Origin of the sequence: Paenibacillus sp. SSG-1, from assembly GCF_002224835.1 — a bacterium.
Lineage (GTDB): Bacteria > Bacillota > Bacilli > Paenibacillales > Paenibacillaceae > Paenibacillus_AQ > Paenibacillus_AQ favisporus.
On the sequence record NZ_MBRK01000001.1, the window covers coordinates 6,951,804 to 6,968,813 of the forward strand.

General features: G+C 53.9%; 11 protein-coding genes and 1 rRNA gene (1 of these 12 cut by a window edge). 11 read left to right on the forward strand and 1 reads right to left on the reverse strand.

The genetic code is table 11. The features are described 5' to 3' along the window. Window positions 1-371: 371 nt before the first annotated feature. The 10 genes from BCV73_RS31585 to BCV73_RS31630 all read left to right on the forward strand — a co-directional run bounded on the left by BCV73_RS31585 (window position 372) and on the right by BCV73_RS31630 (window position 14,947). Window positions 372-2,885 (forward strand): U32 family peptidase, encoded by a 2,514-nt coding sequence (locus tag BCV73_RS31585; protein ID WP_089549774.1) that lies wholly within the window; start codon window positions 372-374, stop codon window positions 2,883-2,885. Window positions 2,886-3,232: 347 nt separating this feature from the next. Beyond that, window positions 3,233-3,778, forward strand: a complete 546-nt coding sequence (gene rfbC / locus BCV73_RS31590; RefSeq protein WP_076174510.1) for a dTDP-4-dehydrorhamnose 3,5-epimerase — start codon at window positions 3,233-3,235, stop codon at window positions 3,776-3,778. A gap of 23 nt (window positions 3,779-3,801) precedes the next feature. Continuing rightward, on the forward strand, window positions 3,802-4,830 hold the full coding sequence (gene rfbB, locus BCV73_RS31595) for a dTDP-glucose 4,6-dehydratase (protein WP_089549775.1): 1,029 nt from the start codon (window positions 3,802-3,804) through the stop codon (window positions 4,828-4,830). Continuing rightward, entirely contained in the window at window positions 4,827-5,705 is an 879-nt protein-coding gene (gene rfbD, locus BCV73_RS31600) for a dTDP-4-dehydrorhamnose reductase (RefSeq protein ID WP_089549776.1), read from the forward strand. The genes rfbB and rfbD overlap by 4 nt, the downstream gene beginning before the upstream one ends. Before the next feature lie 212 nt (window positions 5,706-5,917). Then, window positions 5,918-6,790 (forward strand): phosphatidylinositol-specific phospholipase C/glycerophosphodiester phosphodiesterase family protein, encoded by an 873-nt coding sequence (locus BCV73_RS31605; protein ID WP_089549777.1) that lies wholly within the window; start codon window positions 5,918-5,920, stop codon window positions 6,788-6,790. Between the two features lie 195 nt (window positions 6,791-6,985). After that, window positions 6,986-7,672 (forward strand): heptaprenylglyceryl phosphate synthase, encoded by a 687-nt coding sequence (gene pcrB / locus BCV73_RS31610; protein ID WP_089549778.1) that lies wholly within the window; start codon window positions 6,986-6,988, stop codon window positions 7,670-7,672. Between the two features lie 162 nt (window positions 7,673-7,834). Continuing rightward, on the forward strand, window positions 7,835-10,162 hold the full coding sequence (pcrA, locus tag BCV73_RS31615) for a DNA helicase PcrA (RefSeq protein ID WP_076174500.1): 2,328 nt from the start codon (window positions 7,835-7,837) through the stop codon (window positions 10,160-10,162). Between the two features lie 34 nt (window positions 10,163-10,196). Beyond that, window positions 10,197-12,218: an NAD-dependent DNA ligase LigA gene (gene ligA, locus BCV73_RS31620; RefSeq protein ID WP_089549779.1), complete on the forward strand. Its 2,022-nt coding sequence runs from the start codon at window positions 10,197-10,199 to the stop codon at window positions 12,216-12,218. Between the two features lie 258 nt (window positions 12,219-12,476). Beyond that, window positions 12,477-13,088 carry a hypothetical protein gene (locus tag BCV73_RS31625; protein WP_089549780.1) on the forward strand — a complete coding sequence of 204 codons (612 nt, stop codon included), beginning with the start codon at window positions 12,477-12,479 and terminating at the stop codon, window positions 13,086-13,088. Continuing rightward, entirely contained in the window at window positions 13,085-14,947 is a 1,863-nt protein-coding gene (locus tag BCV73_RS31630) for a transglycosylase domain-containing protein (protein ID WP_089549781.1), read from the forward strand. The genes BCV73_RS31625 and BCV73_RS31630 overlap by 4 nt, the downstream gene beginning before the upstream one ends. Before the next feature lie 22 nt (window positions 14,948-14,969). On the opposite strand, the gene BCV73_RS31635 is transcribed toward BCV73_RS31630, so the two are convergent. After that, window positions 14,970-16,217, reverse strand: coding sequence for a molybdopterin-dependent oxidoreductase (locus tag BCV73_RS31635; RefSeq protein WP_089549782.1), 1,248 nt, complete (start codon window positions 16,215-16,217; stop codon window positions 14,970-14,972). A 538-nt stretch (window positions 16,218-16,755) separates the two neighbouring features. Between BCV73_RS31635 and BCV73_RS31640 the strand changes: the two genes are divergently transcribed. Beyond that, window positions 16,756-17,010 (forward strand): 16S ribosomal RNA (locus tag BCV73_RS31640); it runs 1,298 nt beyond the window's last position.

Genomic DNA, 17,010 nt, shown 5'->3' on the forward strand with positions numbered 1-17,010 from the left:
CTTGATCAGGGATGCGTATGAGGATGTAGATGATCTAATGCCTTGTGATGTGCCTGGCGTCTGCGGTAACGCCTTAGAGGTGCTTTGGTTTTGCTGCATATGGAGTTTTGCACACTATATAATGCTCGCTGGTCCATTCACCTGGTTTGCACCCTACCAATCGCGGATAACCTGATAGTATGCAAATGTGAAAGTTGCTGCCTTCCTATGGGAATCGAGATAATTCGTGGGGATAGTAGAAGGATCGGAAGATGTCTGGTACACTAGATAAGTTAAAGCAGAAGTTGTGCTGGTGATTCTTTTCGTTAGGTCTGCAATGAGTACGAGAATTCTAGAATTTGAACCGGCAGGACCGGTTTGGGAGGATATAGATGAACAAACAGGCATTAAGAAGGGAAGACGTGGAGCTTCTGGCGCCGGCCGGCGACTGGGACTGCATGCGGGCGGCGGTAGCCAACGGAGCAGATGCGATCTTTTTCGGCGTGGAAAAGTTTAACGCCCGTGCCCGGGCGAACAACTTCCGGATGGCGGAGCTGCCGGAGATCATGTCGTTTCTTCACAGCTATGGTGTGAAGGGCTTTTTGACGTTTAACATTTTGGTGTTTGAAAACGAGCTGGAGGATGCCAAGGAACTGATCGACGCCTGTATCGATGCGGGCGTGGATGCTGTGATTGTGCAGGATTTGGGGCTGGTGAAGCTGATCCGGGAAATTTCCCCGGACTTCCCGATTCACGGCTCGACCCAGATGACGATCACTTCACCGGAAGCGGTGGAATTCACCAAGCCGTGGGGCATGGAGCGTGTCGTGCTGGGACGTGAAAACAACCTGAAGCAGATTCAAAAAATCGGGGAACAGGCGAAGCTTCCGATGGAAGTATTCGTTCATGGCGCCCTGTGCGTCTCCTATTCCGGTCAGTGCCTGACGTCGGAAATGTGGGGCGGCCGCTCGGCCAACCGCGGCGAATGCGCACAGGCCTGCCGCTTGCCGTACGACCTGATCGTGGACGGTGAGCAGAAGCCGATGGGCGATGTGGCTTACCTGCTGTCGCCAAAAGATTTGGCGGCCATCGATTTGATGCCTGAGCTGATCGAGGCGGGCGTCACGTCCTTTAAAATCGAAGGGCGGCTGAAGAGCCCCGAGTACGTGGCCAACGTGGTCAGCAAGTACCGCAAGGCGATCGACCGTTACTTTGACGGCGACAATACGCCGCCGAGCGAAGAGGAAATGCGCGAGTTGCAGCAGAGCTTTTCGCGTGGTTTTACGCATGGATTCCTCAAAGGCACGAACAACAAAAAGCTGGTCGACGGCACGTTCCCGAAAAGCCGCGGCGTGTACGTCGGCCGGGTCGAAAAGATCCTGCGCGACGGCGTCGTCTGCAAGATCGAAGCTCCGCTGAAGCGTGGGGACGGCATCGTGTTCGACGCCGGCGACCCGACGAAGCAGGAAGAGGGCGGACGGATTTACGACCTGCGCCGTAAAGGCGTCAAGATTGACGGGGAAGCCGGCGAAGGCTGGATCGTGGACATCGTTCCGGGCCGGAGTGACGTGGACCTGCGGAAGCTGCATGTCGGTGACCGCATCTGGAAAACGAACGATCCGGCGCTCGACAAGCGTCTGCGTCAAACGTTCGAGACGGAGAAGCCGTACCGGGTGTTCCCGGTTCACGTCAAAGCCGTGGGCCATGCCGGCGGCCTCCTGACGACCGTCTGGACCGACGTGCAGAAGGGCACGACGGTGCAGGTGGACTCGGAGATGGAGCTGGAAATCGCCAAGAAGCGGCCGATGGATTACGCTCTGCTCGAGGAGCAGTTCGGCCGCCTGGGCGGCACCGTCTACCAGCTCGAGAAGCTGGACGTCGACCTGCAGGGCGACGTCATCGTGCCGATGCGCGAGCTGAACAATATCCGCCGCCGTGCGGTGGAGCTGCTCGCAGGCGAGCGCCCGAAGCCGCCCGTGTACGTGAAACGGGCTGCAACAGTGTATGGCGATGCCGCGCGTAGCGCATCGCCGGTGGCCCGCGGTGAGGCAAAGCTCACCGCGCTGTGCCGCAGCCTCCCGCAGGTGGAGGCTGCGCTCGAAGCCGGCGTAGAGATGATATACGCCGACTTCGAGTTCATCAAGCAGTTCCCGGCAGCGGTGGAAGCCGTTCATGCCGCCGGCAAACGGATCGCGCTGGCGACGCCGCGCATTCATATGCCGAACGAGAACGGCTACCACAAAAATATTCTGCGCCTCAAGCCGGACGCCGTGCTTGTGCGCAACACCGGGGCGCTGTATTTCTACCTGCGCCACCGGATGGAAAACCCGGATGCCGATCATCCGCAGCTGATTGGCGATTTCTCGCTGAATATCGCCAACCACAAAGCGGTGGATCTGTTCCTCGAAGCCGGCTGTGACCTGGTCACGCCGTCTTACGACCTGAACATCCAGCAGATGGTCGATCTGCTGGAGCGCTCCAAAACGTCGCAGATGGAGATCGTCATCCACCAGCATCTGCCGATGTTCCATACGGAGCACTGCGTATACTGTACCTTCTTGAGCGAAGGCACCGACTTCACGAACTGCGGCCGTCCGTGCGAATCGCACCGGGCGTCCCTGCAGGACCGCATCGGCATGTCGCATCCGGTCCGCGTGGACGAGGGCTGCCGCAACACGGTCTACAACGCCATCGAGCAGTCCGGTGCCGAGTACCTGACGAACTTCATGGACCTCGGCGTCTCGACCTACCGCGTCGAGTTCCTGGAGGAAACGCCTGAACAGGTGCACGAGGTCATCGACCTGTACAACCGTGCCCTGCGCGGCGAAATCAGCGGCACGCAGGTGTGGAAGACGCTGAAGGCGACGAATCAGCTGGGCGTAACTCGTGGGCAGCTGGTGAAGTAAGAAAAAATAAATGAAGGCAGAATCCCGCCATGTCGTGCGGATTCTGCCTTTTTTATGTGCTAATACTTATGATAATGGCTTGTTTTTTTATCTCTAAAATATTCATTTCCTCGTGCTGGATGTATGGTGTATTGTATATATATGGAATTTAGAAGTGTTACTACAGCTTATTCGATTCTCCCCTAAACCTCTCTGGCCCCACTCAATTGAAACAGTTTCCCCTAAGATGATTTATGACTTAAAAAGGGCGGACCAATAGATCACCTTACGGTTTGGTAGCACCATATATTAATAAGAATGAATTCGATTTTGGTTACTTACAAGACTACCATTGGGGGGCCTTCCGTGTGAAAGTGAATCAATTACGCTTGGCAGATGCCGTATGGATTGAACCTGTTGTTCATGGTGACAACCGGGGTTTTTTTATGGAGGGGTATAACGAGGCTGTACTGCGCCAGCAGGGGATTACGCACACATTCGTTCAGGATAATCAATCGCTCTCCGCAGAGGCGGGCGTCATCCGCGGCCTTCATTATCAATTGAACCCCAAAGCCCAGACCAAGCTGGTCCGCGTTCTGAGCGGTGCGATTTATGATGTGATTGTGGATGTCCGGCGGGATTCAGCGACGTTTGGAGAGTGGACCGGCGTGATTCTTAGTGAGTATAACAAGCGGCAGCTGCTTGTCCCCAAAGGGTTCGCCCACGGATTCTGCACGCTGGTTCCGGGTACGCAGGTTCTGTATAAGGTAGATGAATATTATTCTCCTGAACATGACCGGGGCATCTTGTGGAACGACCCTGCGCTTGGCATCGACTGGCCGGTCTCCAGTCCGATCCTGTCGGATAAAGATCAGCGCCATCCTCTGCTGAAGGATGCGGAGCTTAACTTTTGATTACGACCAGGAGGGATCAAACGATGGGAAGGAAAATGCTCGTTACCGGCGGAGCGGGGTTTATCGGAAGTAATTTTATTATATACATGCTGCAAAAGTATCCTGAATTGGAAATCGTCAATATGGATGCACTGACGTATGCCGGCAACCTCGAAAACCTCAGCTCCATCCAGAATCATCCCCATTACACATTTACGGCGACCAACATTACCGATGCGGAGGCTGTGGAATCATGGTTTCAGCAAGGGATCGATATCGTCGTCAACTTTGCGGCTGAATCCCATGTAGACCGGAGCATTCTGGAACCGGATATTTTTGTGAAGACGAATGTGCTGGGGACGCAGGTGCTGCTCGATGCAGCCCGGAAGCATGGGGTGACCAAATTCGTTCAGGTATCCACCGATGAGGTATACGGTACGCTGGGAGATACGGGCCTTTTTACGGAAGAAACACCGCTGGCTCCAAACAGTCCTTACTCCGCGAGCAAAGCCGGAGGAGATCTCATGGTCCGGGCCTATTATGAAACATTTGGACTGCCCGTAAATATCACCCGCTGTTCCAACAATTACGGTCCGTATCAGTTTCCGGAAAAGCTGATCCCACTCGTGATTTCCCGCGCCCTCAACGAGCAGCCGCTGCCTGTTTATGGCGACGGGTTGAATATTCGGGACTGGCTGTATGTCGAAGACCACTGCTCTGCCATCGACCTTGTCATCCATCAGGGCAAGCCGGGCGAGGTGTATAACATTGGCGGCAACAATGAGCGGACGAACCTTCATATTGTCAGAACGATATTGGAGGAACTGGGTAAACCGGAATCATTAATTACGCATGTTCAGGATCGGCCGGGGCATGACCGCCGTTACGGAATCGATCCTGCCAAAATAACGAGGGAACTGGGGTGGAAGCCGAAGTACGATTTTGAATCCGGCATCAAGGAGACGATTCAGTGGTATCTGGATCATAAAGATTGGTGGGCGCGAATTCAGTCCGGTGAGTATCAGGATTATTACAAGAAGCAGTACGGTTCGCGTTTGGGGGACAGCGTATGAAAGTCCTTGTGACAGGAGCCGAAGGACAGCTTGGCCGGGATGTGACCGCCTTGTTTCAGCAAGCGGGGCATCAGGTTCTGGGCTGCGGGCGCTCCATGCTCGATATTACTCGTTGGGATGCGTGCCAGCAGGCCGTTAATGATTTTGGGCCGGACACGATTGTCCACTGCGCGGCCTACACGGCCGTGGATGCGGCAGAAACGGACATTGACGGGGCTTACCGGGTTAATGCGATCGGCACCAGGAATATGACGACGGCAGCGGAGAACTGCGGAGCCAAGCTGGTATACATCAGCACGGATTATGTTTTTAACGGAAGGTCTTCTGTTCCTTACCGGGAATATGACGAGACTGATCCCCAAAGCGTCTACGGCAAAACCAAACGGGCTGGTGAGCAATTCGTGCAGAGCCTGTCTACCAGGTACTTCATTGTCCGCACCTCTTGGGTATATGGTGCGCATGGAGCCAATTTCGTCAAAACGATGCTGCGCCTCGGTCAAGAAAAACCCGTGCTGCAGGTCGTCAACGACCAGCTGGGTTCTCCTACGTTCACAGTAGATTTGTCCCGCTTTCTGCTTGAACTCGTCCAAACGGAGAAATACGGCATTTATCACGCCTCCAATGCGGGGCAGTGTACCTGGTTTGACTTCACCCGGGCTATTTTTGACGAAGCGGGCAAAGCTGGAATCCAGCTGACCGCCCGGCTTGAACCCTGCACAACGGCTCAATTTCCCCGTCCTGCTCCCCGTCCTGCATATTCGGTCATGGATCACATGGCGATTCGGGCAAATGGGCTGACTGATTTGAGGGATTGGCGGGAGGGACTGCATGATTTTATTCACGATCTATCTACCAGAAATCAAGGAATAGAGTAGATTAGAACTCTATAATGAAAAGTTCGATTAGGCACCGGCTGCTGCGGTGCTTTTTTCTTTTCCCATAGGGCATTCCCATCTTTCCCCTACCCCCTCATCGTTTGACACTCCTTCCGTCCGGGTAATCTCTACTAACGAATCTCTTTCTTCGGCTCCCAACGAATCAGACACGCTCCCCTCACGCTTACGCTGGTGAAAAGGATGTGATATCGATGAGGAAATGGGTGGCATTGCTGGCGCTGGTTGTAGCGGCCGGCCTGATGATGTGGGTTCCCCAGGGAAGCTCCAAGGACATCAACAACAATTTTACCGATTATCGGGTCATTTCCCACGCGATGGGCGGGATCCGCGAGCATGCGTACACGAATTCCTATGAGGCGTTTATTGCCAACTACGAAAAAGGAAACCGCGTATTCGAGGTGGATCTGCTTCTGACGGCGGACGGCCATTTGGTGGCCAGGCACGAATGGACGCAGTACATGACCGAGCTGCTGGGGCAAAAGGGTGAGCTTCCGAAGGACAAGCAGTCGGGGAGACTGACCTATAGCGACTTCAAGAACAGTAAAATCCTCGGCACCTACGAGCCGCTGGATTGGTCGGATATTTTGGACCTGATGGAGCATTATCCCGATATTTATATCGTGACGGATACGAAGGAGCAGGAGCCGGCGGATATGCAAAAAGAGCTGGAAATCCTCGTAGATACGGCGAAAAAACGCGATCCCGCGCTGCTGAAAAGGGTCGTGCCGCAAATTTACGATCAGCCGATGCTGGACATGGTGAATGGTATTTATGAGTTTCCGTCCATTATATACACGCTGTATGCGACCAAGGATACGGATCAGGAAGTCATCGATTTTGCTGCCAGCCATTCGATTGAGGCGGTTACGATCCCGGAATCCCGGGCGAAGCCAGACTTTCTGGCCAAGCTGAAAAAAGCGGGAATCACGGCTTATGTGAATACGATTAACGATCCTTCCGAAATTGGCAGGCTGCAGCGAATGGGGGTTACGGGCGTGTATTCCGACTTTGTAACGGAACAAGAGCTCGGTGATACCCGCTGGCTGGTTGCGCTCGGGTGGTAATTGCATCCATATTGTTCACCTGATGAATCGTTTATGACTTGAAAGATATGCTTCTCTACCCGGAGCATATCTTCTTTTTTGTGTACGGCGGATTGGCGAAAAAATGTTCGCATTTTATGCGAACACAAATTGACACTCACCCGGTGCTGACATAGACTAGATTTATGAAGATTTGTCGTGGAGGAATGCCGTTTGATGCAAATGATTATGCCATGGAGGCATGTGTTTAAGCTTGACCCGGATAAGGAGATCTCCGATGAGGCGCTGGATGCGGTGTGCATGTCCGGTACGGACGCCGTCATGGTGGGCGGGTCCAGCGGGGTAACGTTTGATAACACCGTAGAGCTGCTGTCCCGTATTAGGCGATATGAGGTCCCCTGCGTGCTGGAGGTGTCCGACCTGGAGGCGATCGTACCGGGTTTTGATCTGTATATGATCCCCATGGTGCTCAATGCTTCGGATTCGGCATGGCTCGTTGGCCATCATCAGCGGGCGGTAGAGGAATATGGATACATGATCCCGTGGGAGCTGCTCGTTCCCGAAGGATATATCGTCCTGAACGCGGATTCCACGGTTGCCCGCTTGACCGGTGCGCAGACCCAGCTGGATGCGGCCGGAGCAGCGGCGTATGCCCAGGTCGCGGACAAGCTGATGTCTCTGCCGGTTGTCTATGTGGAGTACAGCGGGACGTTCGGGGACATGGAGACCGTGCGTCACATTCACCGCTCGCTTAACGGGGCCAAGCTGTTCTATGGCGGAGGCGTCAAGGATGCCGATTCGGCCCGTCAGGCTGCTGACGTCTGCGACACCATCGTCGTCGGCAACGCCGTTTACGAAGATTTGAAGCAGGCGCTGCTGACGGTTAAGGCTATTAAGGAATAAAAGCAAGTGGATTTAGACTGTTGTCGGTACTACCTCTAATCCCCAAATGCATATAACCGCTAACCGGTATAATAGATGCTGGCCGTTGGGCCACGCCGCATACCGCTTTTATGATGTCCTATCATATTTGTGAATTTCTATAGCAGGAAGGAGCATGCACGCATGCAACCTATTGATATACAACAGGCAATACAACGACTGAACCCGCAGCAGCGCCAAGCCGTGGAAGCCACGGACGGCCCGCTGCTCATCATGGCCGGCGCGGGCAGTGGCAAGACCCGGGTGCTCACACACCGGATCGCTTACCTGATCGCAACCCGCAAAGCTCCGCCTTGGGGCATTCTGGCCATTACGTTTACCAACAAAGCCGCGCGCGAGATGCAGGACCGGGTAGCCAAGCTGGTCGGCAATGAGGGCCGGGACATTTGGGTGTCCACGTTCCACTCGATGTGCGTCCGCATTTTGCGGAGAGATATTGAACGCATCGGATTCACCTCGAACTTTTCCATTCTGGACTCCACAGACCAGCTGTCCGTTATCCGCAACTGCATGAAGGATCTGAACCTCGACACGAAGAAATTCGAGCCGAAAGCGATCCAGTCCGTGATCAGTACGGCGAAGAACGAACTGGTGACGCCGGCGCAGTATGAACAGAAGGCGGGGGACTATTTCGAAGGCCTGGTCGCCAAGGTGTACACGATGTACCAGAAGCGGCTCAAGGCCAACAACTCGCTGGACTTTGACGATTTGATCATGGCTACGATCCAGCTGTTTAAGGAAGTGCCGGAGGTTCTTGATTTTTATCAGAAAAAGTTCCAGTACATTCATGTCGACGAGTACCAGGATACGAACCGGGCGCAGTACATGCTGTGCCGAATGCTGGCTGACAGCCATCACCGGATTTGCGTTGTGGGTGACAGCGACCAGTCCATTTACCGCTGGCGCGGCGCGGACATCAGCAACATTTTGAATTTTGAAGAGGATTATCCGGAAGCGCGCACCATTCTGCTCGAACAGAACTACCGCTCCACCGCGACGATTCTGAACGCAGCGAATGAAGTCATTGGACAGAACACCGGCCGCAAACCGAAGAAGCTGTGGACCGATAAAGGCGAAGGTGCGAAGATTAAAGTGTATCGGGCGGACTCGGAGCATGACGAAGGGTATTTCGTCACCTCGGAAATCAGCAAGAACGTAAATCAGGGCAAGTCGTACCAGGATCATGCCATCCTGTATCGGACCAACGCCCAGTCCCGGGTCATCGAGGAAATTTTGATCAAGTCGGACATTCCGTACCAAATCGTCGGCGGCATCAAGTTCTACGACCGCAAAGAGATCAAGGATATGCTGGCCTATCTGCGCCTGCTCTCCAATCCGGATGACGATATCAGCTTGACGCGGATCATTAACGTTCCCAAACGGAGTATCGGCGATACGACAGTGGCGAAGCTTTCAGCCGCAGCGACGGAGCGGGGAGTGTCCATCTTCCGTGTGCTGGAGTTCGTTGACGATCTCGGCTTTGCCGGACGGACCCGCAACGCACTGGTGGAGTTCTACGATATGATTTCGGCCCTTTACCAGATGGTGGAGTATCTGTCGGTCACTGAGCTGACCGAGAAAATGCTGGAGATGACCCAGTACCGGATCGACCTGCAGCGTGAGAATACGATCGAATCCCGGTCCCGCCTGGAAAATATCGACGAGTTCCTGTCTGTTACGATGGAATTTGAGAAGAATAATGAAGATAAGTCGCTGGTGGCGTTTCTGACCGATTTGGCGCTCATCGCCGACATCGACAGTATGAACGACAGCGAGGAGGACCGCACGGATGCAGTTGTCCTGATGACGATGCACAGCGCCAAGGGGCTGGAATTCCCGGTGGTGTTTATCATCGGCATGGAAGAAGGCGTATTTCCGCACAGCCGGGCCTTCCAGGATAATGAGGAGCTGGAGGAGGAGCGTCGGCTGGCTTACGTCGGGATTACCCGCGCGGAGCAGCAGCTGTTCCTCTCCTGCGCGCAAATGCGCACCTTGTTCGGCCGGACGACGGCGAACCCGCCTTCCCGCTTCCTGGATGAGATCCCGGAAGAGCTGAAGGAAGATACGGTCGTTGCCCGTGACCGCTACCGCCGCGGAGGCAATATTGGCGGTTCTTATGGAGGAAGAGGCTTTGGCAGCGGCGGCAGCAACTTCGGCAGAAGTGCTGCCCCATCCTCGCAGAGCGGTTCCACGGCCACTTCGGTTGGCCGGGAGAGCCGGGTGACGGTGACTACCTCCACTCCGGCCAAAATGGCAGCGGCGAGCAGCACCTCGGACCTCACCGCCCTGAAGGCGGGAGACAAGGTCTCCCACGGCAAATGGGGCATCGGGACGGTCGTTTCGGTGAAAGGCAGCGGCAACGATACGGAGCTGCAGATCGCTTTTCCAGCGCCGGTTGGCGTGAAACGCCTTTTGGCCGGGTTTGCGCCGATCACCAAAGTGGAAAATTAAAATTATGAATCTATAGACGGAGGGATGACCCTGCATGGATCCGAAGTTGACCATGGAGCAGCTCGTAGCCGAGCTGAATAAGCACAATTATCAATACTACACGCTGGATGCGCCTGTCATTAGCGATAAAGAGTACGACGCTTTGTACGACCAGCTCGTTGCATTGGAGAAGGAGACCGGCATGACGCTGCCGGATTCTCCGACACAGCGTGTAGGGGGAGAGCTGCTCAAAGGATTTGTCCAGCATCGTCATCTGGCTCCGCTGTGGAGCCTGGATAAGGCCCAAAATATCGAACAGCTTGGCAGCTGGAACGCAAGGGCTGTAAGGCTGGTTCAAGACTTTAACAAGAAGAACCCGGATAACCCTCTGCCCGAGCTGAGCTATGCGGTGGAGCTGAAGTTTGACGGGCTCACGCTCAATTTGACCTATACCAACGGAAGATTGGTTCAGGCGGCTACGCGTGGAAACGGCGTGGTCGGCGAAGGCATCCTTCCGCAGATCAAGACGATTAAGTCTGTGCCTTTGAGCATTCCATATAAGGACGGAACGATCGAGGTGCAGGGCGAAGGGATTATGAACCTCTCTGTCCTTGAGGAGTACAACAAGACGGCGGCAGAGCCGCTCAAGAACGCCAGGAACGGGGCGGCGGGAGCGCTGCGCAACCTGAATCCGAAGGTTACGGCCGAGCGCCGGTTGAATGCCTATTTCTACAACGTGGGCTATTCGGATAACATCCGGTTCGACAGCCATAAGGAAATGATGGATTTTCTGCGGGAAAATCATTTTAAAGTCAATCCGTACATCACGTATTTCGATAACTTCGACGATGTGATGGAGCAGCTGGCCGAAATTCAGGAGCGCCGTTCCAGCCTGGACTATCTCATTGACGGAGCCGTTATCAAAATCGTCGACATGCGCACGCGCGAGGCGCTCGGGTATACGGACAAATTCCCTCGCTGGGCGGTAGCCTACAAATTCGAGGCGGAAGAGACGACAACCGTGCTGGAGTCCGTCAGCTGGAACGTAGGCCGTACCGGTAAAGTAACTCCGCTCGCCCGGGTAGAAGCGGTGGAGCTGGCAGGCGTTACCGTTCAGAACTGTACGCTGAACAACGTGGGGGACATCGAGCGCAAAAACCTGAAATATGCGCTGGGTACGCGCGTGTTTATCCGCCGTTCCAACGACGTCATTCCGGAGATTTTGGGTAAGGTGACCGAAGAGAACGACGGCGGTGAAATCATTTATCCGGAGCATTGCCCGGCGTGCGGCTTCCCGCTGGAAATGCGCGGCGCCCATCTGTTCTGCAACAACAAGCTGAACTGCAGGCCGCAAATCATCGGGCGGATTACGCATTTCGCTTCCCGTGATGCGATGGACATCGAGACGTTCAGCGATAAGACAGCCGGACAGCTGTATGACGAACTGAACGTGCGCGAAGCGGCAGAGCTGTACGAGCTGACGTTTGAGCAGCTGGTGAAGCTGGATCGTTTTGGCGAGAAAAAGGCGATGAATCTTCTGGAGGCGATTGAGAAAAGCAAGGGAAGGGATCTCGCTTCCTTCCTGTACGCATTGGGTATTCCCAACACCGGCAAATCCACGGCCAAAATGCTGGCGGACCATTACCGGGATCTCCATGCTGTGATGAAAGCCGACATAGAGGAGTTAATCGCTCTTCCGGATGTCGGCGGCATTGTCGCCGAGAGCATCGTGAACTTCTTTGCCGATCCGTTTGTGGTGGCGGGCATCGAGAAAATGCTTTCCCTCGGCGTGCAGGCGAAGGCGCCTGAGGCACCTCAGGCGGTTAAAACCGACTCCTTCTTTAGTGGGAAAACGGTCGTATTGACCGGCACGCTGCACCAAATGACCCGCGACGAGGCGTCGGCGCAGCTGGAGGCGCTGGGAGCGAAAGTGACGGGCAGCGTCTCGGCCAAGACGGACCTGCTCATTGCCGGAGAGAAGGCCGGCAGCAAGCTAGCCAAAGCGAAGCAGCTCGGCATCCAGGTGATCGAGGACGAGGACGAGTTCATTCGTCTTTTGAACGAAGAATCGAACTAGTTATAGGTCGTGACCAACAAGGTCCTGGCTCATTGAAAAATGGGTCCAGGGCTTTTTCTTTTTTCCACATGCTGATGTTGCTGTTTTATCGTCGATGAAACTCGCATGAAGGGGCTCTCTGCATGAAGCCGGATTTCTGCTTGCGGTGGAATTTTAAGGGAATGTTAAGGATTTCGCGGGTGTTTGTTAAGAATTGTCTGGTATCCTTTTGCGCATAGGTGGGTGAATTTTCCGCTTTGCTGAGAGGAGGCCTGAGTTTTGAGAAAATGGTTAACGGTTCGGGCTGCTTATCTGTATACAGTGACGGGCAGCGCTTTATTAAGCGGTATCGTACTTTTTTTGACATACCGTGTCTTTGTGTGGTCCTATGCACATGTTTCGCCCGACTCATTTTTTGCCAGGCTGGCCCGTGGTTTGGTGAACTATATTGGTAGAACGCCGATAGCCGCCGTTGTTTTTTTGATCGTGTTTGCCGGTTTGTTCATGCTTCGCTCGCAAAAACTTGCGGATGATATGAAACAGATCGTGAGAGCGGCGGAGGAGCTGGCAGATCGAGGATCCTTTCGTGAACTGAAAGTTGCCTCCGGTGGTGAGTTAAAAGCATTGGCAAGCCACTTACAAGGCATTCGTAGATGGATGACAACCTCTTCAACCGATCGAATATCCACACCGCCCATCCAAAACGAAACGAGCCCGCTTTTGGACAACGAAGAGGTGATGGCAGTCATTTTGCGAATCAAATCTCTGCTCCGCACATTGGAGGCTGCGGATTTGGACAGTCAGCGGCCGCCAGATTTCGATATGGAATCCGTGAAGCGGGAAGCGCAAGGATTGGAGAGGCTTCTGGAAAGCCTGATGACAGCGTCATGAACAGCCTGCAGGCAAAGGTTTGGCGTAAGGTGATGAGGGGGTTCTACCTCTCATTCGATATAGCGGTCATCGGGGCGGTGATCGTACTGGCTGGTCTGTTTTATGTACATACGTACGGAGGTATCGTCGTGGGGCGTCATCCCGAGAAACTGATATTGCCGGAGTCGAGCATCCTGGTGGCTTCGGATGGGACCAAGCTTCGAAAAATACCACTGCCGGAGTCGGGATACAGGGCCAAGGCGCACCTGGAAGATATGCCAGATTTGCTGCTGGACACTTTTTTGGCGGTGGAGGACCGGAGTTTTTATGGACATCATGGGCTGGACTATAAAGGGATTGCACGTGCGGTATACACCAACTCCATCCATATGCGGATTTCGGAAGGCGGCAGCACCATTACGCAGCAGCTGGCCCGAAATCTGTATCTGAACCGGGATCAAACGCTGCTGCGCAAGCTGAACGAGGCTTCCATCGCTTTGTCGCTGGAGAAACGCTTGTCCAAGCATGACATATTGGAATTGTATTTGAATGAGATTTACATGGGGGATGGGCAATTCGGCATCAAATCTGCGGCGGAGCATTATTTCGGAGTGACGGATCTGAAAAAGCTCAGTGTGGCGCAAATCGCCTCCTTGGCCGCCATACCGAAGGGACCGTCCATTTACAATCCGTTATATAAGGGCGACCTGCCCATACAACGGCGCAACGTAGTGCTTGGCATTATGAAGCGTCAAGGTCTGATTACCCGTGATGACATGATGTCTGCTATGAATACGAAATATCAGCCGCCGGCGAAGGTGAATCCTCCTGTGCTGGGGGCCTCTTATATGGATGCTGCTCTCAAGGAAGCCGCGCTCCGAACAGGCAAAACGTTGGAAGAGTTGAAGACGGGTGGGTATATCATCGTAACGGGAATGAATATGGCTGCACAGGCTGCGCTGGAAGATACGTTTGCCAACCCGGATTTCTTTCCGCCGGACGGCAAGGATCAGCAGGTTGAAGCAGCGATGGTGATTATGGATCATCGGACGGGAGAGGTTGTGGCGCTGACCGGAGGCAGGCATCCGGCTGCAGGCAGCTTGAACCGGGCTGTGGTTGATGCCAGGCAGCCGGGTTCTGCCTTTAAGCCGATTATCGCTTACGGCCCGGCCCTTGAGAGCGGTAAATTTTCGCCGGACAGCATGCTTCAGGATCGCAAGATAGCTTACGGGAGCTACAGGCCTCAGAATTTGGGCGGAGCCTATCAGGGGCAAATGACCATGAGGCAAGCGCTGCAGCAGTCTGTAAATGCTCCGGCCGTATGGCTGCTGCAGCAGGTAGGGATTACAAAGGCGATACAATTCGCGGCGAAGCTGGGCATTTCGCTTACCTCTGAGGATGCTAATCTGTCCATTGCGCTTGGCGGCGTTCATTCCGGCGTCTCTCCCTTGAAAATGGCGCAGGCGTACAGCGTGTTTGCCAGCGGAGGGATTTATCGTGATGCGCATCTCGTACGGCAGGTTACGGATTCAAAAGGTCGGGTGCTGTATGCCTACCGTCCGGATGAGCGCCAAGTCATCTCGCACTCGACGGCGGAAAATATGACGAGCATGCTGCGCGGTGTCGTGAACGAAGGCACAGGGCTGAAAGCGAGGATGAACCGGCCGGTAGCGGGCAAAACCGGCACGACGCAGCTTGGCCTGCCCGGCGTCAGCAGCAAGGGAAACCGCGATCTTTGGTTCGTCGGCTATACGCCGGAATGGACCGGGGCTGTATGGATGGGGTTTGACAGAACGGATGCGGATCATTACATGACCGCAGGCAGCGGGAAGGCCGCCGCCTTGTTTTCAGCGGTCATGAGGAGGGGGCTTGAGCGTTGATTGAAGGGCTGCAAGGAGCGAGTTATGTCCTTTTGGCGTTCGGAAGCCAGGCATTTTTATCGTAACCCCGCTCTTCCCAATAGCCGACATGGTCGCCTTGAATCAATTCAATCCGGTTTAACCATTTGACGGACTTATAAGTATACATTTGGGGAACGATCAGCCGTACCGGACCGCCGAGATCGCTTGGAATGGGCTTGCCGTCGTGCAGAACGGCTACCATAATGTCATCCATGCGAGCCTGTTCCATCGTTATAGAGTCCGTGTAGACCCCATCGCCCGAATAAAACTTCACAGTTTGTGCCGCTGGCTGAACCCCGGCTTCATCCAACAATTTTTTAAGGGGGATGCCTTCCCAAGTGTTATGGTACACCGACCAGCCGGTGACGCAGTGAAAATCGCTCACCTGGACCACACGCTGAAGGTTAACGAATTGTTCCCAGTTCCACTGCAGCCGTTTATTGACGAGCCCATCTACAGTAAAAGACCAGTTGGTATTATCGAATGAGGGAATGGGGGTTACGGTGTAGATGCGAAAATTTCCTTTAGCGCCTCCACCGACTGGAGTGAGGGATTCTGCCGCAGGTGTGGGTGCCGGGACCAGATGGTTGGCATCCCTTTCGAGCAGCTCCTCCATGTTTTGCTGTGACGAACCGATACTGCTGCCCAGCCATTTGATAAAAGAGGGCCCGAACGCTACCGCCATACCTACCCCGATCGCTGATCGGATGAAAGCTCTGCGCGTGTAGAGCGGCTCGTTTGCAGTATTTGCTGCCGCTGGCCGGTCAGCCCCGGACTTTACCGTCCGCCGGTGAGGCTCTTTGAGCCATTGGGTACGGGTAACCGAGTGGTAGATGATATAAGGCAGACCCACCCAAGTAAAGAGGTCGTGAATCGTCAGAGCGGGGTTGGACCATGCCGGGCCGAATGCTCTGAACTGCCACAATACCACCCCGGAAAGGAACCAGCCGGCCAGCAGGAATAGTACGATGATGACATTCCACTTCTGCTTCGGGCGGTCCTTCAGCAGCTTCCAATGCTTGCCCGCCAGAAAGAGGTAGTAGACGATGGGAAGGAGCAGGGCCAAGCCGACACCGATATGAAGCCATTTCAGCCAGACCCTGCCTCCGCCAAGCACCTCGCGCCAGAACCCAAGGGGAAGAATCACTCCGCTAAATGCTAGAAAGACAACCATCCATGCGTTCCAGCGGTGAATGGCGGCCAGCTTCTTGCCGATGCCCTTGCGGATCTTGTTTAACCAATCGCTCATTTGTCAGCCTCCTTGTTTAAGAAAACACAAAGTAACGGTACTGCGAGTATGGCTTCTACTTATGATCCTTTTGAGTAGATAAGCACATGGTAAGAACCAATTACAGCAAGTAAGAACCAATTACAGCAAGAACAGAATTCTAAGACATGCGATCAACGGTTAATGCAAAATAGATACGTCAGTGAAGAAGAGAATTGGCTAACAATAAGTAAGTAAATTTTACCACAACATAAATTTAAAAAAACTGTTGCATAATAGGCGGTATCCGTGATATATTATTTCTTGCCGCTAAACAAGGCGGTGATTCAAATCTTCTCAATGCTTGCTAAATAAGTGTTGACACGATATGAATGACATGATACAATATAATCCTGCGTCGGAATTGAAAATAATGTCGAATGCAGCGATCAAGTTCCTTGAAAACTGAACAAATGGATGATGTTTTAAACTGAGATTAAATCAATCTCGTCAGATTCAAAATGAGCTACAAACTTTCGTTGGAAAGCTACTCCCTTCGGGTGAGCAGATTCTTCCAACTTTCTTGGAGAGTTTGATCCTGGCTCAGGACGAACGCTGGCGGCGTGCCTAATACATGCAAGTCGAGCGGACTTGATGGAGAGCTTGCTCTCCTGATAGTTAGCGGCGGACGGGTGAGTAACACGTAGGCAACCTGCCTGCAAGACCGGGATAACCCACGGAAACGTGAGCTAATACCGGATATCTCATTTCCTCTCCTGAGGGGATGATGAAAGACGGAGCAATCTGTCACTTGCGGATGGGCCTGCGGCGCATT